A 22145-nucleotide genomic window follows, 5' to 3' on the forward strand; every position below is an offset into this window, starting at 1 on the left:
CCTCAGAGGCAATTGCAAAACCATTTGTCATTACCGAATGTCTCAATCGGGAATATGGTTTTTCAAGCAGTTAGAACCAGTTTCCCGCTCAGAATCGTTGCGGGAATGACAAGAATGGGGAGTTTTGCAATTACCTCATTTAATTAAATCATACTGGAGGCATTTCTATGTTCGAACTGAACAATTTCGTCACGGCCGGTCGTTTTTTCCTGGTGATTGCCGGAGAACTGGTCATAATCTTTGTGGCTGTATCCTTTCTCATTGGCTTGCTGACGGAGTATCTCCCCCCCTCCCGCATCCGGGATTTTCTTTCCAATAAACTAATCAGCGTGCAATACTTTCTGGGCGCTGGTCTGGGGGCAATTACGCCTTTTTGCTCCTGTTCCACCGTTCCGATCACCGCCGGCCTGCTTAGGGGGGGCGTTCCGTTCGGGCCCGTGATGGCCTTTCTCTTTTCTTCGCCGGTTCTGAACCCCGTCATCATTGCGCTGCTGCTCTCGCTCTTTGGCTATAAAGTGACGGCCTTTTATGTCGTCATCACCTTTGGCAGTTCCATGGTTATGGCAGCCCTGTTGTCGAAATTGGGAATGGAAAGCCAGGTCAAGGCCCTGGTCGGTCTGGAGGCATCCTGCTGTGGCCAGGAGAAGAAGCCGGAGGGCGAGCCCCTGCCAGCGGACGATAGAGCGTCTGCTTGCTGTTTAGCCGAAAGCGTTCAGCCCGCGCCCCTCATCATGTTGCCGACGCTTCCGGCCGCAGGCGGTTGCTGCCCTGGGGAAGCAGGGACAAAAGTTCAAGCTCCGCATCAATCGTCCTGTTGTTCCGTCAGCTTCGATGCAGACGGAGGAAGCTCAGCAGTGCGGATTCCTTTCAAAACAAAAATGAGAAGGGCCTCATTGTCCGCGGTCGAGACCTTCAAAGGGGTGTTCTGGTACCTTCTCCTCGGCGCCGCAATCGGAGCCGTCATCTACGGGTTTTTCCCGCAGTATCTGGTCGTAAGGGTGGCAGGACCGGGCAATCCCTGGTCCATTCCGATTGCCGCTCTCATCGGGGTACCCATGTACATCAGGGCGGAAACCATCATTCCGATCAGTGCCGCGCTAGTCGGTAAAGGGATGGGGTTGGGAACGGTTCTGGCCCTCATCATCGGCGGCGCGGGGGCGAGCATCCCGGAGATCATCATCCTTGGCTCCATATTCAGGAAGAAACTGATCTTTGCCTTTGTGTTGAACGTTTTTCTGGTGGCCATCGCGGCCGGTTATCTGGTGGATCTGCTAATCTATTGAAAAAACCATTCGTTGCATGAGGGGCGCAATTCCCAGGGGCGGCCAATATTTTCTTGACACGCAAGTCCAAGGCGACTTATATCGACAAACACAAAAAGCCATGTCTCATCAGGCAGGTGAAATAGCAAACGGCAAGCTTAGCGGTTCGTAAGATCAAACTTTCAACGATAAGGGAAGGCATCTGCTGCCTCCGGGTCTGAAGTCGCGGCTGAAAGCAAGTAAGGGAAACTCAAACATGGAGAAGAAGTAATGATTTTTCATGATATTGTCATCGTTGGTGGGGGGCTGACAGGGTTGATGGCAGCCGTGGAGGCGCCGCCCGGAACGGACGTGGCCGTAATCAGCAAGATTTATCCTACCCGCTCGCACAGCGGGGCGGCCCAGGGCGGCTTTAACGCCGCAATGGCAGAGGATGACTCGGTGGAGAACCACGTGTTCGACACGGTTAAGGGGAGCGACTACCTGGGGGATCAGGACGCCATTGAGACGCTCTGTTCCGAGGGGCCGGAGGTAATCCGCAAGCTGGAACAGATGGGCGTGCCCTGGTCCCGAACCCCGGATGGCCGCCCGGCCCAACGTTCCCTGGGGGGCGCCAGTTTTCCGCGGGCGTGCTATTCTGCCGATATCTCCGGTCACGCGGTGCTGCATACCCTGTATGAGCGCGCCTTGGCCGCCGGGGTGCGCATCTACCCGGAATGGCATCTGGTGGAGCTGTTGCTGGAAGAGGGCCGTCTGGCGGGACTCCTGGTTTATGACTTGGCAACAGGGCGACTGGAAGTAGTGCGCTGCCGGGTGGCGCTCCTGGCCACCGGCGGATATGGAAGGATTTTCCGCAAGACTACCAACGGCCATGCCAACACGGGGGACGGCACGGCCATTGCCTACCGGGCGGGGGCCGTCCTGTCCGACATGGAGTTCGTACAGTTCCACCCCACCACCCTCTATGGCACCAACATCCTGATTTCTGAAGCGGCCCGGGGCGAGGGAGGTTATCTGCGCAACGCCGCGGGAGAGAGGTTCATGGCCCGGTACGCCCCCCAGAAGATGGAGCTGGCACCCCGGGACGTGGTGTCCCGCTCCATCTTCCAGGAAATCAAGGATGGGCGAGGTCTGGGCGAAGGCTACATCAATCTTGATCTTACCCACCTGGGGGCGGACAAGATCCACCGGCTGTTGCCCCAGGTAAATGAACTGGCCCACCTCTACGCCGCAGTGGACTCAAGCCAAACCCCTATCCCCATTGAGCCCGCCCAGCATTACAGCATGGGGGGCATCAGGGTTAACCGGGACTGCGAAACCAGCATCCCCGGGTTGCTGGCCGCCGGCGAGACGGCAAACGTCAGCGTCCACGGGGCCAACCGCCTGGGGGGCAACTCCCTGCTGGAAACGGTGGTGTTCGGCCGCCGGGCCGGCAAACGCATGTTGGAGACGGTTAAGCGGCCAATGCCGCCCTTGCCGCGCGTTTCCCTGGAGAGGGCGTTGTCAAACTGGCAGGCCAATTTCGGCGCCGGCGCACCCCGACAGTCAGATGACTCGGTATTTGCCATCCGGGAGGACATGGGTCGCACCATGACGGATAAAGTGGGAGTGTTCCGCACCGGGGTTGAACTCCAGCAGGCAATGGAGGAATTGGCCGTCCTGCGCAGCCGCTATGCAGCGCTGCGGGTGCCTGCCGGGGAACATTCCTTTAACCAGCAACTTATTGACCACATGGAATTGGGCTTCATGCTGGAGCTCAGCGAAATGACCGCCGGAGCCGCCTGGAGGCGCACTGAAAGTCGCGGCGCCCACTTCCGGATTGACTACCCGCGGCGGGATGACCCCGACTGGCTGCACCACACGCTGATTCGCCGCGGCGACGACGGGCGGCCGATTTATGAAGCGGGTACTGTTGCCTTCACCCGGTTCCAGCCCCAGGAAAGAGGGTATTGATATGCAACTCGAGTTAATTATTGAGCGGTTCGATCCGCAGATCAATGACGCGCCTTACTGTCAGACATTCACCGTTGACTGGGAGCGACACGAGACCGTGCTGGATGTGTTGCTGAAAGCGAGGCGTCAGGATCCGGCGCTGGCCTTTAGACGCTCCTGCCGCAGCGGCATCTGCGGCTCCTGCGCCATGCAGATTGGAAACATTTCCCGTCTGGCCTGCCAGACGCTGGTAAGAGAGGTGACAGGCGACGGGGGTGAGCTTGAAATCAAGCCGCTGCCGGGGTTCCGTCAGCTCAAGGATCTGGTTGTGGACTTGGAGCCGTTCTTCGAGGCGCTGAAGCGAGTGCTGCCCTGGGTCATTACCGGACCGCACCATGACGGGCTAATTTCCCCTGAGGTTTCGGCGAGGATTGAGCCTCCCGCAACCTGCATCCTGTGCGGCGTGTGCGATGCCGCGATTCCTCAGAACGGTCCGGTTACTTCCGCTGCCCTGGTGAAAAACGTGCGGCTGGCGGTTGATCCCCGGGATGCCTTGGGGAGCGAGAGAATGAAGAGTGCCGGCTTGACCGAGGAGGGACTGCAAACATTTCGGGAACTGCTGGCAAATATTTGCCCCAAGGGTATCAAGTTGCCACCCGTGGTACAGGAATAAAACTGGTTATTGAATCTGGGGTGGGGGTCAGGAGAGACAGAGCCACCATTTCGCCAAATTAAAGAGGAGCAGTGACGATGGAAAAGAAACGCTATGAAGAGGGGCTGGCCGTCAGGAAGGCCGTTTTGGGGGACGAATACGTAGAAAAGTCGCTGCGCTCGGCCAATGACTTTACCCGTCCGATGCAGGAGCTGGTGACCGAATACTGCTGGGGCGAGATATGGACGAGACCCGGCCTCGACCGCAAAACCAGAAGCTTTCTCAATCTTGCCATGCTTACGGCTCTGAACCGCCCGCATGAAATCAGACTGCACGTGCGGGGGGCGCTCAACAACGGCGTCACCAGAGAGGAAATGATGGAGGTCTTCATGCAGAGCGCCATCTACTGCGGGGTTCCCGCCGCGCTTGATGCGATGGGAGTCGCCCGGGAGGTCTTTGCGGAAATTGACGGCGGGAAATGACCGTCGGCGACCGGAAGAGCCATCGTTTATATGAAAATCCCCCCATCCCCCCTTTGCTAAAGGGGGGCAAGGGGGGATTTTCATCATTCGTTGTGCCCATCCCGGGTAAGGAGGTTTGTAAGGATAAGCTATGGAGGCAAGAAAGCAGACAGGCATAGTTGTTTTCAAGGATGTGGAGGTGCTCGATTACTGCGGCCCCTTCGAGGTCTTTTCCGTGACCCGCTTAAACGAGCAGCTCCGTCGGGAAGAACCCTCGCCATTCAATGTTTTTCTTGTGGCCGAGACGAAAAGCACCCTCGTCACTTCCGGGGGGATGAAGGTCTGCCCGGACTACTCATTCGACGATTGCCCGCCGCTCGATATCCTTGTTGTTCCCGGCGGCTGGGGAACGAGGGCGGAAATGAACAACGAGCGTCTCCTCGGCTGGCTTGCCGAGCGCGCAAAACAGGTTGAAACCCTCGCTTCGGTATGCACCGGCGCCCTGTTGCTCGGAAAGGCCGGCCTCCTCGACGGCAAGCGAGCGACAACGCATTGGCGCTCGCTTGCATGGATGCAGGAGCTGTTTCCGGAAACCCGCGTCGAGCGGCATCTGCATTTCGTTGAGGATGGCAACCTTTTCACCTCCGCAGGCATCTCCGCCGGCATCGATATGTCGCTGAAGGTAGTCGCCCGCCATTTCGGAGACGCCATTGCGAGGGCAACGGCCAGACAGATGGAATACCCGTTTCCGGAAAGCGATGCCCGGAGGATTTCCATAGATTGACCATCTGTTGTCTGTCCGCCGGAGTGCGATTGACCAATTCGCCCTAAAGCGCTCCGAGATCGCGCAGAATCTTTTCCAGGGCCTTTCTTTCCTTACCGGTAAAGGGAAGCCGTCAGAAGAAAGACCCGAACGATCCCGTCGCCGCCTTAGAAATTGCACAAAAACCCCCATGCCCGACGCGGGCACAACGAAGCATGAAAATCCCCCCCATCCCCCCTTTGGCAAAGGGGGGATGGGGGGATTTTCATATAAACAGTGACGAAAATCGGGAATATCGACATGACCGCCTTGACGGACGAGGAGCGGTAAAACTTTCATGTCCTCTCGTCGAGTTGATAGATAAAATCGACAGTTTTCTCTCACCGAGCTCTGCGCTGGCATGAGGGTTTCCCCTTCCTTTTTCAGAGGGCAAAACTTTTGGAGTATCGCTTATTAGCTAATGATATCGAATTATTTAGAATGCCGGCGCGCCGGCATTTATTTTAAAACCCGGGGCTGGCGCCGGGGTATTGGATGAGCGGGTACTTGATGTTCTGCCGGACAGGAAATAAGTAATGCGTCCCCGGATTACACACGGATCGTTGCGGCAGAAGGTTCTTTTGTCCAGCTATTTTCCAAAATGATATGCATTTTGAAAAACTATTGACTAAAATGTATATGAGGCGTATGGTCATCCCATGGATACTGCAACAATTCTCCAACTGAATGAAGCTGCCCGGGCGCAAGGAAGGAGCCTGCAACGCCGGCGGTATGTCTATCAGAGCATTCTCGACGATACGGGCAAACACCAGATAGGCCTTGTCGGGCCTCGCGGCTCCGGGAAGACCGTCATTCTGAAACAGCTTCTGGTCCACTTTCCCGATACTGCCTGCTATCTATCGCTTGATGCCGTAGAGATAGACGGCCTCTTTCAGACCATTCAGGTCCTCCAGGAAAAGTACAAATTCACGCTCTTCCTCGTTGATGAGATTCATTATGAAAAACAGTACGCGCGGGAGTTGAAAAAAGTATACGACTTCCTGAATGTGCGCGTCGTTTTTTCCAGTTCCGTCGCCCTGTCGCTGCAGGAAACCGCTTACGATCTATCCAGAAGGGTAAAACTGGTCGCCATCAACCCCTTCAGCTTCCGGGAATACCTCTATTTCACCAGGGGACTTGAACTGCCCACACTTTCTATCGCGCAGCTTCTGGAGCAGCAATGGGATGCAGCCCATATTCGCCAGGAGATTCATTTTGATAACTTTATCAAAGGCGGGCTTTTCCCCTTCGCGCTTGATGAGCCAGACATTTTACCGCTCATGGGAAACATCCTTGATAAAATCATTACCAGCGACATTCCCTTGATCGGCCGGCTTCTGACAGACGAAATTCCCATTTTGCGCAGGATGATGCGTTTTATAGGTTCTTCGCCGCCGGACGGTATCAATTATTCGTCGCTCTCGAACAACTTGAAGATCACCAAATACAAGGCAGAGCAGTATACGCAGCTACTGGAACAGGCATTTGTGTTGAAACGCGTCATGCCTGCCGGAACGAATGTCATGAAAGAGCCGAAAATCCTGATGCGTCTGCCCTATCGGCTCTTGTTTCAGCCCTTTGACAGTGCAATCGGCGCTCTCCGGGAAGAGTTTTTCGCTGAAATGATGATCGCCAAAGGCATGTCATTCAACTATCTTAAATCAACACGGGGAGCAAAAACCCCTGACTACCTGGTGCAGTCCGAAACTGAATCCTATGTCATCGAAATCGGCGGACCAGGCAAGGGACGCGAACAGTTCAAGGGATTCAAGGGCAAGAAAAATCTGATTCTTGCCCAGGGCAACGAAATCACCGGAATAAAGCGCCCTCTTTTCCTGATAGGTTTTTAATGCGAATTGGACGTGAGCGGTTTTATAAGACAAAACTTTTTGAGTGTCGCGTATTCACTAATGGTATCGTAGCCTTCCGAATGCCGGCGCACCGGCATTGATTTTTGAACCCGGGGCCAGCGCCGGGGTATTGGATGAACGGGTACTTGATGTTCTGCCGGACAGGAAATAAGTAATACGTCTCCGGATTCGTCCGGATTACAAGGAGTTTGTAAAATCATTGACATATGAAGCGTGCCGTAGTTATGTGACCATGTACCCAATCGGCGGGTGTTCGCAGTCCGGTGGACGGGCTTTGAGCCAATCGAGGAGGTTGTATTATGCCGATCCGCATAAGATACCGTTATAAACCGCGATATAGGGCGCAACAAAATGAATATAAAGAGCTTATCGCGTTTTCGGTAATCGCTCTGATGGCGTGTTATGCGGACAGGAAACCAAAATTCGGTGTGTTATACGGATCAATCTAATTATTGTTCGGCTGAAAGGAGAAAAGGGTAATGATCATTCTTGATGACAGAAAATTGATCGAAACCAAATTTCTGAATGAGCAGGAAATCGAGGATTTGGTCATTGCCAACTCGGAGCACTTCTTCGGTCCCTCTTCTGTATTAATTCCGAAGGCAAAAATAAAAACAACGGATGGCTTCGGAACCATTCCAGACGGCTTTGCCATTGATCTCGCTTCCCGTATCTGGTACGTGGTCGAAGCCGAACTTGGTCACCACAGTGTTTGGACACACATTGCCCCCCAAGTAACTAAACAACTTTTGGCTGTTTCCCGTACAGAAACAAGGCAGCTACTAACCGAGATTCTGGTTCAAATGGTCACCAGCGATAAATCCGTTAAAGAGAAATTTGAGGATGAGGGAATCAAGGAAATCAACATTCGCAAGGTGCTTGGGGACATTTTTGAGAAAGCCCCAATTATCGGAATGCCTATTGACATAGTTTCGAATGACCTCAGAGAGTGGGCAGAGACATTGAAAAACGATGTCCGACTCTGGATGGTGAAGAAATACGCACAGTTTGGAGCACCAGACATCATCGCATATGAAATCCCGGAAGAATATCGACCCGTGTTGGACACGACAGAGAGAAACGGTCAACAGAAATCAGGGATTCGCACCTACGACGTTGCACTCGCAGACATCGTAAATGCGGGGATGCTTTCAGAGGGAGCAGAATTAACGCTCAGCTACAAGCCTCGCGGAGGTAAGCAGGAAATTTACAAAGGCGTTTTGTCATCAGATGGAAGCATTACTGTGCTGGGCCAGAATTACTCCAGTCTTTCCTACGCAGCCTTTGCATGCATTCAAGATGCTGGTAGCGACAGGACTACCGTCAATGGGTGGACGAGCTGGAAAACCAGAGACGGCAAGCTTCTCTCTCAACTCAGATCTGAATACATGAAGAAAAAGGAAAAAGAAGCAGAACAATCCTATGCGGGCGACGCTTGTCAGCGCGCCTGATCCGTGACGTTGGGTTGGAGAATGACATATGAATGACACCAGAAAACGTTGTCCAGTCTGTAAGCTTGATGGCCAGGAGATCTTGGCTCGGCAAGATGATGGTGACAAGGTGACCTATAAATGCCATCGCTGCGGTCAGTTTACTATTTCGCGAACCGTTGAAACAGTCATCGGCCGCTCAGCGAAATCCGCCCGCTTATCAGGTTGGTTGCGTGAACGGACAATGGCGGGCATTGAAATCCCGATGCTCACGAAAACGTTTATTGAGGAAGTCCTTCGCACGTTGCCAGACTACAAGCCCCTTGAGAAGCAACAAAAGCTACTGCGAGCAATCGAAGGTCTCACGGAATATCCTGGACAGGAAGTGATTTTGATTCCAGAACACGAAACAGCATTAGCGTGGGCAGAGAACGAAAAGGAATTTGAGTTCTACGTAAAGTCACTTATGGACCGTGGGTTCCTTGCCTTTATTAACCCGGAGGAACGAGCCTTTGGAGACCCTCTCTATTCACTTTATATAACATCCCACGGTTGGGAGTATCTTGAGACTGTACAATCGAATCAATTAGGGAAGTCCCAAGCATTCGTTGCAATGTCGTTCGATGCCGCGCTTCGTTCCGTCTATGATAACGCGATCGCGCCTGCCATCGAGGCCGCCGGTTATCGCCCGTATCGTGTTGATGCAACTGCCCACCTCGAACGCATCGACGTAAAGATAATTGCGGAGATACGGCAGTCACGGTTCCTTGTCGCAGACGTTACCCAGCAAAAGGCCGGCGTTTACTACGAAGCAGGATTCGCTCACGGCTCAGGTATACCGGTCATATGGTGTGTACGGAAAGATGACCTGCATAATGTTCACTTTGATACCCGGCAATATAACCACGTTCTGTGGGATACAGAGAAAGAGCTACGCGAGCAACTTGAGAACTTTATTCTCGCAACAATCGGAGCGCATACGACCCAACCAGCGCATCGACCGGACGCCGGGTAAAAAGCAGCCATGGGTAGATGACTGGCGCCGGTCATGCACGACGTTATGCAACAATAGTTAAGGAAGATTATTTAGATGCCTGAACCCACAATGATATGTCGATCAAAACTCTGTAACAGAGAGTTTTCAAAAAGAAAATTACGTTGTCCATACTGCAATGCAATAGGAATAGAAAATCTTTACAGATATATCAAATATGATGAGAGAGCGATTTCCATGTTAAGAGAGAACCAAATCTACTTTCCATCAGCACATAAACTGAATGATCCTTTCGAATTTCAATTTCACTTAAAAACATCCTCGGTTAATGGTATTCCTATTGATCAAGATTCATTGGTAACTGCCAAAGCTGATATGAAAAATTATGGAGTATTGGCGTTAAGTGAACTTAACAACAACATCCTCATGTGGTCACATTACGCAGATAGTCATCGTGGAATTTGTATTGAATTCGAGAGAACAGACACAAATGAGTTAGGAAAATGGGACTACTGCATACCTGTACAATATCAACAAGAGCTACCATCATTTAATTTACATGAACTTGGAGACTCCAAAGCAGTGACACAAGCATTATCAACAAAAGGAAAATATTGGGAGTATGAACAGGAATGGCGCATACTCACATATGAAAGTAACAAACATCATCCATTACCGGGTAAAATCACGGCAATTATATTCGGGTTGAATATGCCACAAAAGGAACGAGATTCAATAGTTTCCATGCTTGGTTATTCAGTCAAATATTTCGAGGCATTACGTAGCACAAGGTACTATGCTTTAGATATCAAACCAGTTTCAATTTAAATGGCATAACCAATGGCTGCACGCGGACTGCCAGGGCCGCACATCCATGCAAACTTGTCAGCACAACCTGGCCCTGGCAACCGGTGAGTCGTAACGTTAGCCAAAGAAGGAAAGATGTAATGAGAGCAACAGAAACCGATGTGCCTGACTCCATTCGTCCTTATTTAAACGAAATTGCGGAACGCTTATGGGCTGAGCGCGCTGCTGTTATGGTCGGCGCGGGCTTCAGCAAGAACGCGGGGCACATTTGGTCGTGGTTGCCACAAAGTTCGTTTGCCGAGTGGTTGCTCGCCGCAGACGCCGCGTGTTACCAAGGCGCAGATCAAGGTGCTGCGGCGGCAGGCGCGCCAGGCGGTTACGCTCGAAGAGCAGCATGAAATTCAGCAGCAAATACAGAAACTGGAAAAGCAGCAGCGCCGCCAGCGGCAGGAAATCTTCAAGGTCGAGGACGAGATCATGGAATAGCGAGATACACTTGTTGAATCTTTGGAAAAGAGGCTGTCCCAAAGCACCGGGACCGGTCATCTCTTTACTATTGGCTGGGCTATAGAATAGACTGATGAAAGCAATAAATAACATGGGACGGTTGTCACAATGAGCCATAAACACGAAAAACTGAAGACCTTACTCAAAGAGCTGTTCCAACTCGACCAGCCCGACCTGGACTTCGGCCTCTATCGCGTGATGCACGACAAGAGCGCCGAGGTGACGCAGTTCCTTGACAAGGACCTGCTGCCGCAGGTAAAGGCGGCGTTTGGCCAATACAAAACCGCCGACAAGGCTGAGATCGAGAAGGAGCTGGCCAAGGTCATTGCAGGCATCGAGGCCGCAGCCATGGACCCCGCTCAGTCGCCCAGGGTCAACGAGCTGCGCGCCCGGTTCAAGAGCGACGCGGTGGATGTGGCTGCGCTGGAGAGCGAGGTCTATGACCACCTCTACAGTTTTTTCCGCCGTTACTATTCCGAGGGTGACTTTCTTGCCAAGCGCGTCTACAAGCCGGGCGTCTACGCGATCCCCTACGAAGGCGAGGAAGTCACGCTGCATTGGGCTAACAAGGACCAGTACTACATCAAGACCAGCGAGTACCTGCGGGACTACACCTTCCGCCTGCGGCCGGATCCCCCTTCGACTGGCTCAGGGCAGGCTTATAAGCCGATGCGTGTGCATTTCCGGCTGGCGGACGCCGCCGAAGGCGAGCACGGCAACGTGAAGGCCGCCGAGGGCAAGGAGCGCATGTTCATCCTCGCGGCCTCCGGTACCCGCCCCAATATCGTTGAAGAAGACGGCGAAGAGGGCAAGGAACTGGTGATCCGTTTCGAGTACCGCCCGGCGACGCTCGCCGACTGGCCCGAGGACGCCCGCGACGGCAAAAGCAAGCCCCCGACACAGAAGGACCTGATCGCGTTTGCCGCCCGGCGCGTGCTCACGGTGGCCGCCGAGCAGGATGCAAACCCGCCCCTCCAGGCATGGGTGGCCGAGCTGGGCAAGCTGGATCCAACGGAAAAGGAAGCCGAGCGCACAGTTTTCACGAAGCACCTTAAGAAGTATTCCGACGTCAATAAGTTCGACTACTTCATCCACAAGTACCTGGGTGTCTTCCTGCGCCGGGAGCTGGACTTCTACATCAAGAACGAGGTGATGCATCTCGACGATGTGGAGAACGAGACGGTGCCGCGCGTCGAACAGTATCTCTCCAAGATCAAGGTCATCCGCCGGATCGCGGGCAAGATCATCGACTTTCTCGCCCAGATCGAGGACTTCCAGAAAAAGCTGTGGCTGAAGAAAAAGTTCGTCGTTGAGACGCAGTACTGTATCACACTCGGCTGCATTCCCGAGGCCTTCTATCCCGAGATTGCGGCCAACGAGGCACAGCACGCGGAATGGGTGAAGCTCAATGCGGTTGACGAGATCAAGGGCGATTTGGTGACGCAGGGGTACAGCAAGCCGCTCAAACCCGAGTTTCTGAAGGCCCATCCGACGCTGGTGATGGACACGCGGCACTTTGACATGGGCTTCACCGAACGACTGATCGAAGCGCTCGGCGATGTGGACGAGCAGATCGACGGCGTACTGTTTCACAGCGAGAACTTCCAGGCGCTATCGCTCATGCAGGCGCGGTACCGGGAGCAGGTGAAATGCGTTTACATCGATCCCCCGTACAACACCGGCGGCGATGGCTTTCCGTACCGGGATGACTATCAGCACTCTTCGTGGATCGCGATGGTGGAAGACCGGCTGATCCTGAATCGGCAGCTCCTGACACCTAATGGTGTTATCTTTGCGAGTATCGACGCGAACGAGAGAGTCCACCTTGAGTTCACTATGTCCGCCATATTTGGCCGCGACAATCGCGTCGAGGAGATCATCTGGGTCACCAACGCGACGAAGAATCAGTCGCCGACCTACTCCACCAATCATGAATACGTTGAGGTATTTGCCCGTGATATCGATAGCGCCAAACAGGAATTCCGAATGTTTCGCGAGCCGAAGCTTGGCTATGGCGAGTTTCAGGATCTAATTACTGAGCTAAACCCTAGCTATCCTCCTGTCCACGAGATCAAAAAGCGGATTCGTGGACTACTTAAAGAAAACAAGATAAGACTGAAAGATGCGAATGGGGATTCCGGTGATTCTGAAGAAGGAAATGAGGACTGGAAAGGTCTCCACAACTACACCCATGCGGAATATCGAGACAATGCAGGACGATACGTTCCCGAGAACCTCGCGAGGGAGGAGAAAGCAAGAATCTGGATTTGGACTGAATCTGACGGCTCAATGCCACAGGTGAAAGAAGATTCCCAAAAGGAGGATTTTCGCGACACTAATCATCCTGCCTTTCGGTTCTATCGACCTTTGCACCCAGTTACGAAAAAACCTTGTCCTCATCCAAAGACCGGTTGGCGTTGGCCCTATAAGCTTTACGGAAAGCAAAGCACCTCGTTCACAGAACTCGATGCGGACGAAAGAATAGCTTGGGGGGATACCGAGATAAAGGTCCCAAGAACAAAGAAATTCTTGCATGAAGCTGAAACCAACGTTGCAAAATCCGTAGTGCTCGACTTCTCCGATGGAGAGAAGGAGCTATACAACCTTTTTGGAAAGAGCCGAGCATTTTCGAATCCGAAACCGACGACTTTGGTCGCGCGTTTTGCACGGCAGACAACTTGGAACGCCGAATTCGTGCTCGACTTCTTTGGCGGCTCCGGCACGACTGGCCACGCCACCATTAATCTGAACCGCGAGGACGGTGGGCGGCGTAAGTTCATCCTCGTTGAGATGGGCGACCACTTCGACACGGTCCTCCTGCCTCGCATCAAAAAGGTCATCTTCACACCGGAGTGGAAGGACGGCAAGCCCAAGCGCCTGGCCACGCCCGAGGAAGCCGAACGTAGCCCGCACATTGTCAAGGTCGTCCGCCTCGAATCCTACGAAGACACTCTCAACAACCTGGAAACCCGCCGCACCGACAAACAGCAACTTCTGTTCGATGCCCCCGAGGCGCAAGGCGCGGACGGCCTCAAGGAGCAGTACCTCCTGCGCTACATACTCAACGTGGAGACACGCGGCAGCCAGTCGCTACTCAATGTGCAGGCGTTCACCGATCCCACGGCGTATAAGCTCAAGGTCAAGCGCCCCGGCTCGGACGAGTCCCGGGATGTCAACGTCGATTTACTGGAGACATTCAACTGGCTGATCGGCCTCACCGTCCGGCACATCGCCGCGCCGCAGATTTTCAGCGCCGTCTGCGAGCGTGATAGCGAGAAGCGCCTGCGCCTGAAGGGTCGCCTCAAGCAGGAGGCGGACGGTCCATACTGGTTCCGCACCGTCACCGGCGCCACACCCGACGGCCGCAAGACGCTTATCATCTGGCGCAAGCTCACCGGCGAGCCGGAGCAGGATAACCTGGTGCTCGACGAGTGGTTCCGCAAACACGCCTACTCCACGAAGGATGCGGACTTTGATCTGATCTATGTCAACGGCGGCAACAACCTGCCCAACGTCCGGCGTGACTATGAAACCTGGAAAGTGCAGCTGATCGAAGAGGAGTTCCAACGGCTGATGTTTGAAACGGAGGGCGCGTGATGGAAAGCAGGAAGCGCGAAAAGAAATTGACGGTATTATCCGCAAGGACGAGCTTACCGGCTGCGGTGGATGGCCTTTTCGCCAGGGTAACGGCGATCCTCGACCGGGCGCGTGGGAACGCGGTCCGCAGTGTCAATAGCGAAATGCTTTTGGCTTACTGGCACATCGGCAGGGAGATCGTCGAAGCTCTGCAGGGCGGCTCAGAGCGAGCTGAGTACGGCAGCACGCTGATCGAGACACTGGCGCAGCAGTTGACAAGACACTACGGCAAGGGCTTCTCCAGTACCAATCTTCGTTACTTTCGGACCTTCTATCAGGTCTACGCCGAGCGGACACCGGAGATTCGCCACATGGCATGTGGCGAATCCGGAGCTGACCTGGATGCCGTCGAGATTCGCCACACCCCATGTGGCGTATTGGACGATCTGACGTTGGCAGTCGAACACGCCGACCGAATTCGCGGGTTTTCGCCGCGGCTCGGCTGGTCACAATACAGGGCTCTGATGAACGTCGAGAATAAGGCCGCGCGCCTGTTCTACGAGATCGAAGCGGAAAAAGCCGCCTGGAGCGTGAGCCACCTGGAGCGCCAGATCCACACCCTACTGTTTGCGCGCTTGCTGAAGAGTCGGGACAAGGCAGGATTGCTCAATCTGGCGAACGAGGGTCAAGTAATCCGTAAGCCTACCGATGTCCTCAAGGATCCTTATGTTCTGGACTTTCTGGATCTTCCCGACGGTGTGCCGTTCCACGAATCAGATCTGGAAGAGGCCATTATCGGCAGTTTGCAGGAGTTTCTGCTTGAACTTGGCAAAGGCTTTGCCTTTGTGGCCAGACAGAAGCGACTGGCCTACGAAGACGAGCACTTCTATGTCGATCTCGTCTTTTACAACTGCATCCTCAAGTGCTATGTGCTGATAGACCTGAAGATTGGCAAGCTGACCCACCAGGATATCGGGCAGATGGACAGCTACGTGCGGTTGTTCGACGACCGGTTCACCACTGCGGGAGACAAGCCAACGATCGGGCTGATCCTGTGCGCCGCAAAGAACGAGGCTATCGCCAGGTACTCTGTTCTCAACGAGAGCAAGCGGATCTTTGCGGCCAAGTATGTAAAGATCCTACCCACTGAAGATGAATTGCAGCGTGAACTGCTACGCGAGCGACGTCAGATCGAGGCCAGTCGTAGAGCCGCCGACGAGGAGAAACGCTGATGCCGCGAGAACGCGTCAAAAAAAACCCGGCCGCGCCAGGCAGCCGGGCCAATAACCGGCCGCAGGCACCCTTCGCCTACAACTGGTGCTCAACCAGTGGTTGCTGTCGCTGTTCAACGTGAAGCGTTTCGAGGATCTGGCCGAGCACCTGCGCGACGAGAAGCTGGAAGGGCTCGACGAAAACAATATCTACTACTTTCATCATGCGCTCACGGCCCAGCTCTTCAACCTGACGCAGCTACCCACCGAACTGTTGCTGGAGTACGACCAGAACATCGTCGGGCATACGCTACGGTTAAACGAGCGGCGCATTACACGCGGCGAGCCGCCGATCCTCTGGAAGTACTTCCAGTACCTGACCCTGCTCTTCACCGAGATCTACCTCGATCGTTACTTCCGCGCGCCGAAGGCGTTGCGCGCGGCGCTGAACGCGCAGGTGGCCACTTACAATGCTGACAAGCCCGAGGCCGACCGGATTGCACCCTTCGACGAGGCGGCGGAGGCCTGGCCGCAACTCAACAAGTTGGCCTACTTGAGCGCCACCGGCAGCGGCAAGACACTCTTGATGCACGCCAATATCCTCCAGTACCAGCATTACCTGGAGAAGCATGGTCGGCGGCGCGAGCTGAACCGCATTTTGCTGCTCACGCCGAACGAGGGACTCTCCCAGCAGCACCTGCGCGAGTTCGAGATGGCGGGCATCGACGCGGAGCTGTTCAATAAGGATGGACGCGGTGTCTTCACCGGGCATGCGGTCGAGATTCTCGAAGTAACCAAGCTGCGCGAGGACATGGGCGACAAGACCATCGCCATCGACGCCTTCGAGGGCAACAATCTGGTACTGGTGGACGAGGGGCACCGCGGCGCCAGCGGCGGCGAGGACGGCGCCTGGATGAAAGCACGCAACGCGCTGTGCGAAAAGGGCTTCTCCTTCGAGTACTCGGCCACCTTCGGGCAGGCGGTCAAGGGCAAGCCCCGGCTCACCGAGCTGTACGCCAAGAGCATACTATTCGACTACTCGTACCGCTACTTTTACGGCGACGGCTTCGGCAAGGATTACCAGATCCTCAACCTGGACGAGGGTACGCAGCAGAACCACCTGGAACTGTATCTTGTGGCCTGTCTCCTGTCGTTCTTCCAGCAGCAGCGGTTATACCGCGAGCAGGGCGCGACCTTCCGGCCCTTCAACATCGGGAAGCCCTTATGGATCTTTGTCGGCGGGAGCGTGACGGCGACATTGGCCACGCGGGATGCTTCAGACATTGTGGAGATCATTCAATTCCTGGCTCGCTATGTGACAGACCGGCCGGGCAGCATCCTGCGGATCGAACGGGTACTGAATACGGGGCTCGAAACCGCGCAGGGCAGAAACCTTTTTGCCGGGCGCTTCACCTATCTCAACACCTGCGGACTCACACCGACGCAGGTCTTCGACGAGACGCTCGCGACGCTCTTCAACGCACCGGGCGGAGGCCAGCTTTATGTCGAAAACCTGAAGGGCGCGACCGGTGAAGTGGCGCTACGGTTGGGCGCCGAGAACGAGGCTTTCGGCGTCATCAACGTGGGCGACGATGCCAAGCTGGTGAAGCTGTGCGAGGAGAATGCCCTCGACACGGGCGAGCGTGAGTTCTCTGGGTCCCTCTTCCATGAAATCAACAAGCCACACTCGCCGGTGAACCTGTTGATCGGCTCGAAGAAGTTCACCGAGGGCTGGAGCAGTTGGCGCGTCTCTACAATGGGCCTGATGAATGTTGGCAAAGGAGAAGGTGCGCAGATCATCCAGCTCTTCGGACGCGGGGTACGGCTCAAGGGCTACGACCTGAGCCTCAAGCGCAGCGGCAAGACGCAGTTACCGGAAGGTGTCGAGCGGCCCAAGCACATCAGCGTACTGGAGACACTCGGCATCTTTGGCATCCATGCCGACTATATGGCACAGTTCCGTGACTTCCTTGAAGAGGAGGGCCTACCCACCAACGATGACCGCATCGAGTTCCTGCTGCCGGTCATCAAGAACCTGGGCACCCAGAAACTCAAGACCATCCGCCTCAAGAAGACAATCAACGGCGTGAGCACCGAGTTCGGAGACGCTTTTCGCAAGCTCGCGCCGGTGCCGACATTGGCCAAACCGGATCCGGCGCGCGAACCGACCACGGACTGGCTGCAGAAGAACCAGGTCGTGCTCAACTGGTACCCGAAGATCCAGGCGATGAAATCGGGTGGACTGGTGGGTGGCGACGCGGATGCCGCTCCCAACGAGACGCATCTGAGCGCCCGGCATGTGGCCTTTCTCGACCTCGACCGGCTCTACTTCGAGCTGGAACGCTTCAAGGCCGAGCGCGGCTGGTACAACCTGAACCTGACGCGGCAGGGGATCGAGGCGTTGCTCGCGGATATGAGCTGGTACCGCCTGTTGATTCCCGCCGCAGAGCTGGTCTGCGATTCATTCGAAAAGGTGCGGCTGTGGGAAGAAATCGCCGTCTCGCTGCTGAAGAAGTACACCGAGCGCTACTACACCTTCCGCAAACGCGAGTGGGAGCTGCCGCATCTGGAGTACCGCGATCTGGAGGGGGACGATCCGAATTTTCTGTGCCGGAAGGAATCACCGGATGATGGCTACTACCGCATCCTGATCGACCAATCGCAGGAGGAGGTCGTCGCGAAGCTCGAGGAACTCAAGGCCGCAATCGAGAAGGGCGACCTCAAGCCTTGGGAGTTCCGGGGCATGAAGGCCATCTGGTTCGGCAAGCACCTTTACCAGCCACTGCTCTATCTGGACTCGAACATCGTCGAAATCAGCCCGGCGCCGCTGAATAAGGGCGAGCGCCAGTTTGTCGAGGATCTCAAGGTTTTCCATGAGGGAAACACCGACTTCTTCAAGACCAAAGAACTCTACCTGCTGCGCAACCTGAGCAAGGGGCGAGGCGTCGGCTTCTTCGAGGCCGGCAACTTCCACCCCGACTTCATCCTGTGGTTGCTCGTGGACGGTCAGCAGCAAGTGATTTTTGTGGACCCCAAAAGCATCCGCCAACTCAGGTGGGACGACCCCAAAATCCAGTTCCACGAAACCATCAAGGAGATCGAGCAGCGCCTCGGCGATGCCAATGTGCGCTTGCAGTCATTCATCGTTTCGAACACGCCTTCGTACACGATGAGGATGCAGTGGAACATGGAAAAGAGCGAGATGCAAAAGCGGCACATCCTCTTTCAGGAGGAGGACAGGGACAGCTATATCAGGAGCATGTTGGATTTGGCAGGTGCCGGGTTAATTGTTAGTTGCTGAGCCTGTACCGGCACATTGCATTGGCCAGACGATTGTGACGTTGCAGCAGGCGCAAGGCTGGGGTGGCGCTGTGCGCACTTTGAAGTTTCTCGCACAGCCTGTGGGACAATTGCCATAGGGACATCTCCGCACGATTATTGGCAAAATTAAAGAGATCGAGTAAGTGAACACATAAAACACATTTTTGAAGAAGGCTAACTGAACGAAACAGCAGTTGTTCGGAAATTCCGAACAACTGCCCCTGACGGAAAAATTATAATATAGCCTTCTACAACTCGATCCGGGTAAATAAAGCATGGGCAGGAATTAGACAATGAGGATGAAAAATTATGCGTAGCAGCGAGATAATAATTCGTAAACAGTTTGTTACGGAAATTAAAACCATCATCGGCCATGCCCGCGAAAGCGCCATTCGCAGTGTTGATCTTCAGCGGGTACAAATGTATTGGCACATTGGCCAACGTATTTTTGAAGAAGAACAGCAAGGTAAGGAACGCGCCGAGTATGGAACCTACCTGATCAAGAATCTGGCAAAAGAGCTGGAACCGGAGTATGGGAGCGGCTTTTCGGTAAGGATTTTAGAGATAAGTCGCCAGTTTTACAGAACCTATCCAATTGCGAACACACTGTATTCGCAATTGAACTGGAGCCAATACCGTCTGCTGGTGAGTATCGAAAACGCCGATAAACGGGAGTATTACCAGAATGAATCCGTAAAAAATGCCTGGACGAAGAATTAAAGAGCGAGCTGAAACATTACAAAGATAATTGTAGTAACTAAAAAAACTGAAAAAACTGGGGACATTCCCCGTATAGATCGCTTTCCTTTGAAACGAATTGGAACTGCATAACCGCTAAGGGGTAAATCTTATCTGCTGGTTCGGGCAAGACAACTTTTGTCCGGCGTTTTCTTCCCTATTATACAGATTGCATTAATTTCGTGAACGCTGATTTGATCGCTGCCGGCCTTTCTCCTTTTTCACCGGAAGTAGCCGCCATCAAAGCCGGAATGATCATGCTGGACCAGATACAAGAACATATCAAAGCGGGCCGCCGGAGTGCGATTGACCAATTCGCCCTAAAGCGCTCCGAGATCGCGCAGAATCTTTTCCAACGTTTTTCTTTCCTCGGCATTCAACTGCTTCTGGGGCGGCACGGGTGGACCAACGGGAAATCCCTGCATCTCCAAACCCGCCTTTACGCAGGCCGAGAGGGTGAAACGCTGGAAGGCCAGGTTGAGCGGCCACTGCTTGATCTGCAGGAGCGCCGCTTCGTCCCAGCGCTTCTGCCTTGCCGTTTCGTACAGCTCAATGCTTTGTTTGGGGATCACGCAGGCGGGGCCGGACATCCAGCCGACGCCGCCGATCAGGAACATGAACAGGGGAACGGAAGAAGTATCGCTGAAAATTTTGATCCGGCTGCCAAGGGTTGACACAAGAGAGACGAGCTTGCCCACATTCCCGGAGGCATCCTTCAGGTACTGGATGTTTGGCTCTTCGGCAAGCTGTCGCAACGCCTCTACGGTGAAGTCCCAGGTCTGAAACTTCGGATTCGTATAGAGGACAATGGGGCAGGATACCGAACGGGCGACGGCGCGGAAATGTCCGACAACCTGGGCGTCGGCCAGCGGGAAGTAACTGGGCATCATGGTGAGAATGCCGTCCACTCCCAGCTTTTCGACTTCCTCAGCTTCCTGGATGGCTCCCTGAGTAGAAGTGCTGCAAATTCCCGCGACGACGGGGACTCGTCCGGCCGTTGCGCTCATAACGACCTCTACGGTTCGCTTTCTTGTTGCCCAGTCAAGGTAAGGCGCCTCGCCGGTGCTGCCCAGCGGTGTGACGCCATGAACCCCCTGGCGGATGAGGTGATCGACGAGATCGGCAAGAACCTGTTCCTTGAGCCTTCCCTGTTCATCCAAGGGCGTGACAAGATAGGGAAAAATTCCGAAAAATTCCTTGTTTGCCATGTTGTTAATCCTCCAAGATATCGTTATGTTAGAAGTTCGTTTGCGTCCGCTATCTTTTCCATGTTCATCACCCTGTCGGCAATCCGGTCCGCCTGCTTTTCGGAGAGTATTCCGTCAGTCAGGCTCTTGAATTTGGCGATCAGCTCGGAAGCCGTCAGGGGGTTTTCCGGATCCCCTTTGGGATACTCATTTTCAGCCCTCAATTGGCGGCCGTCGGCAAGCGCGATCGTCACACTGGCGGGCCACTTGCGCGGATAGACCTTTGTCAGCCCGGGATCCACCGTAAAACTGACCTTAGCCATCAGTGCCTGCAAATCCGCATCGCCCAGCCTCTCTTCGGTGAAGTCGCCCAGTCGGACGTGGCCGTAAGCCAGTGCCGTCGCGATACAGAAAGGCAGATTGAATTTTGCCAGGTACGGTGATTTCGGCTCGATTTCTCCCAAGAGGTCGATTGCCGCCTGATAAACGCGGACGCGGACAGCCGCTACTTCCGAAGGCTTAAAGGTCCTGGCTTGCGTGGCCTGAAGCACGGCATCGATGGCGGAATGGGTATGTCCGCAGGAGGCATAATACTTCAAGGAATTGCGGTCGCTGTGAAAGACCTCTCCCAGGCCGTCGGTGCACTTGTTCACAGCGAAATTCTTCGAGGTGGCAACGAAAAATCCTTTTCCCCCTTCCAGGATCTTCCGGGCGCCGGTGAATCCCTCCCTGGCCAGGAGCGCCGCCAGCATTCCGTTCAGCGCTGCCTTGCCGGCGTGGAGCTGTTTGCTCATCGCATTATCCGCAAGAAACTCCCATAGCCCCGCCGCTTGCGTTCCCGCGGAACCCATTGCCCAGACGAACTGCTCCTCGTTCAGGGAAAGCAATTTCGCCGCTGCTGCCGCTGCCCCGTAGGTTCCGCAGGTTGAAGTCGTGTGCCAATAATTATAATGATCCGTGCCGACGGCAAGGGCCACTCTGATGCCGATCTCATAACCGACGGAAGCCGCGACGATCAGCTCCTGGCCCGAGGCGTGCTGCCGTTCTCCCAAGGCAAGAACCACGGGAAGAATGACACAGGCCGGATGAAGAATGGATTCCCGATGCAGATCATCCATCTCTACTACATGCGAGGAAGCGCCGTTGACCAAAGCCGCCAATAGACAGCTTGTCTTTTTTGCGTCGGGAATAGACGTGGATTCGGGATGGCCGCCGAGGCTGCCTGCAACTTTCCTGATCATTCTGACCGACGGCAGTTCCCCGCCCGCATGGGCCGACCCCAGCCAGTCCAGGATGTACCCCTTCATGTTGGCGATATGTGCCCCGCTCAGCTCTTCGAAACGAAGATCGCACGAAAATTTCGCGAATTGGCTGGAAATAATCTCTTCCGACAT

16 protein-coding genes are annotated in these 22145 nt (G+C 54.6%); 14 read left to right on the forward strand and 2 right to left on the reverse strand.

Annotation, left to right across the window (positions count from 1 at the left end):
- Positions 1 to 167 precede the first annotated feature (167 nt).
- From M0P74_15550 to M0P74_15615, 14 genes are all read left to right on the forward strand, one after another.
- Positions 168 to 1283 (forward strand): permease, encoded by a 1116-nt coding sequence (locus M0P74_15550; protein ID MCK9365002.1) that lies wholly within the window; start codon positions 168 to 170, stop codon positions 1281 to 1283.
- A gap of 249 nt (positions 1284 to 1532) precedes the next feature.
- A complete protein-coding gene (locus M0P74_15555; GenBank protein MCK9365003.1) occupies positions 1533 to 3215 on the forward strand; it encodes an FAD-dependent oxidoreductase in 1683 nt (560 codons plus the stop codon).
- 1 nt (position 3216) lies between these two features.
- Positions 3217 to 3867 (forward strand): 2Fe-2S iron-sulfur cluster-binding protein, encoded by a 651-nt coding sequence (locus M0P74_15560; protein MCK9365004.1) that lies wholly within the window; start codon positions 3217 to 3219, stop codon positions 3865 to 3867.
- 77 nt (positions 3868 to 3944) lie between these two features.
- Positions 3945 to 4328, forward strand: coding sequence for a 4-carboxymuconolactone decarboxylase (gene pcaC / locus M0P74_15565; protein ID MCK9365005.1), 384 nt, complete (start codon positions 3945 to 3947; stop codon positions 4326 to 4328).
- A 130-nt stretch (positions 4329 to 4458) separates the two neighbouring features.
- Positions 4459 to 5091, forward strand: a complete 633-nt coding sequence (locus M0P74_15570) for a DJ-1/PfpI family protein (protein MCK9365006.1) — start codon at positions 4459 to 4461, stop codon at positions 5089 to 5091.
- A 677-nt stretch (positions 5092 to 5768) separates the two neighbouring features.
- Positions 5769 to 6959 (forward strand): AAA family ATPase, encoded by a 1191-nt coding sequence (locus tag M0P74_15575; GenBank protein MCK9365007.1) that lies wholly within the window; start codon positions 5769 to 5771, stop codon positions 6957 to 6959.
- 500 nt (positions 6960 to 7459) lie between these two features.
- Entirely contained in the window at positions 7460 to 8431 is a 972-nt protein-coding gene (locus tag M0P74_15580; GenBank protein ID MCK9365008.1) for a hypothetical protein, read from the forward strand.
- A 28-nt stretch (positions 8432 to 8459) separates the two neighbouring features.
- Positions 8460 to 9425 (forward strand): nucleoside 2-deoxyribosyltransferase, encoded by a 966-nt coding sequence (locus M0P74_15585; GenBank protein MCK9365009.1) that lies wholly within the window; start codon positions 8460 to 8462, stop codon positions 9423 to 9425.
- Between the two features lie 75 nt (positions 9426 to 9500).
- Positions 9501 to 10232, forward strand: a complete 732-nt coding sequence (locus M0P74_15590; GenBank protein ID MCK9365010.1) for a DUF2971 domain-containing protein — start codon at positions 9501 to 9503, stop codon at positions 10230 to 10232.
- Between the two features lie 273 nt (positions 10233 to 10505).
- On the forward strand, positions 10506 to 10697 hold the full coding sequence (locus tag M0P74_15595) for a hypothetical protein (protein MCK9365011.1): 192 nt from the start codon (positions 10506 to 10508) through the stop codon (positions 10695 to 10697).
- A gap of 129 nt (positions 10698 to 10826) precedes the next feature.
- Positions 10827 to 14315, forward strand: a complete 3489-nt coding sequence (locus M0P74_15600; GenBank protein ID MCK9365012.1) for a site-specific DNA-methyltransferase — start codon at positions 10827 to 10829, stop codon at positions 14313 to 14315.
- Positions 14315 to 15526, forward strand: coding sequence for a PDDEXK nuclease domain-containing protein (locus tag M0P74_15605; protein MCK9365013.1), 1212 nt, complete (start codon positions 14315 to 14317; stop codon positions 15524 to 15526). The genes M0P74_15600 and M0P74_15605 overlap by 1 nt, the downstream gene beginning before the upstream one ends.
- Before the next feature lie 85 nt (positions 15527 to 15611).
- A complete protein-coding gene (locus M0P74_15610) occupies positions 15612 to 18806 on the forward strand; it encodes a DEAD/DEAH box helicase family protein (GenBank protein MCK9365014.1) in 3195 nt (1064 codons plus the stop codon).
- Between the two features lie 329 nt (positions 18807 to 19135).
- Complete coding sequence (locus M0P74_15615; protein ID MCK9365015.1) at positions 19136 to 19546, forward strand: DUF1016 N-terminal domain-containing protein; 411 nt, start codon at positions 19136 to 19138, stop codon at positions 19544 to 19546.
- 338 nt (positions 19547 to 19884) lie between these two features.
- Here M0P74_15615 and M0P74_15620 read toward each other — a convergent pair whose 3' ends face one another.
- Positions 19885 to 20772 carry a dihydrodipicolinate synthase family protein gene (locus M0P74_15620; GenBank protein MCK9365016.1) on the reverse strand — a complete coding sequence of 296 codons (888 nt, stop codon included), beginning with the start codon at positions 20770 to 20772 and terminating at the stop codon, positions 19885 to 19887.
- A gap of 23 nt (positions 20773 to 20795) precedes the next feature.
- Positions 20796 to 22145, reverse strand: a complete 1350-nt coding sequence (locus M0P74_15625; protein MCK9365017.1) for an MmgE/PrpD family protein — start codon at positions 22143 to 22145, stop codon at positions 20796 to 20798.

This window comes from Syntrophales bacterium (genome assembly GCA_023229765.1).
In the GTDB taxonomy this organism is placed as follows: domain Bacteria; phylum Desulfobacterota; class Syntrophia; order Syntrophales; family UBA5619; genus DYTH01.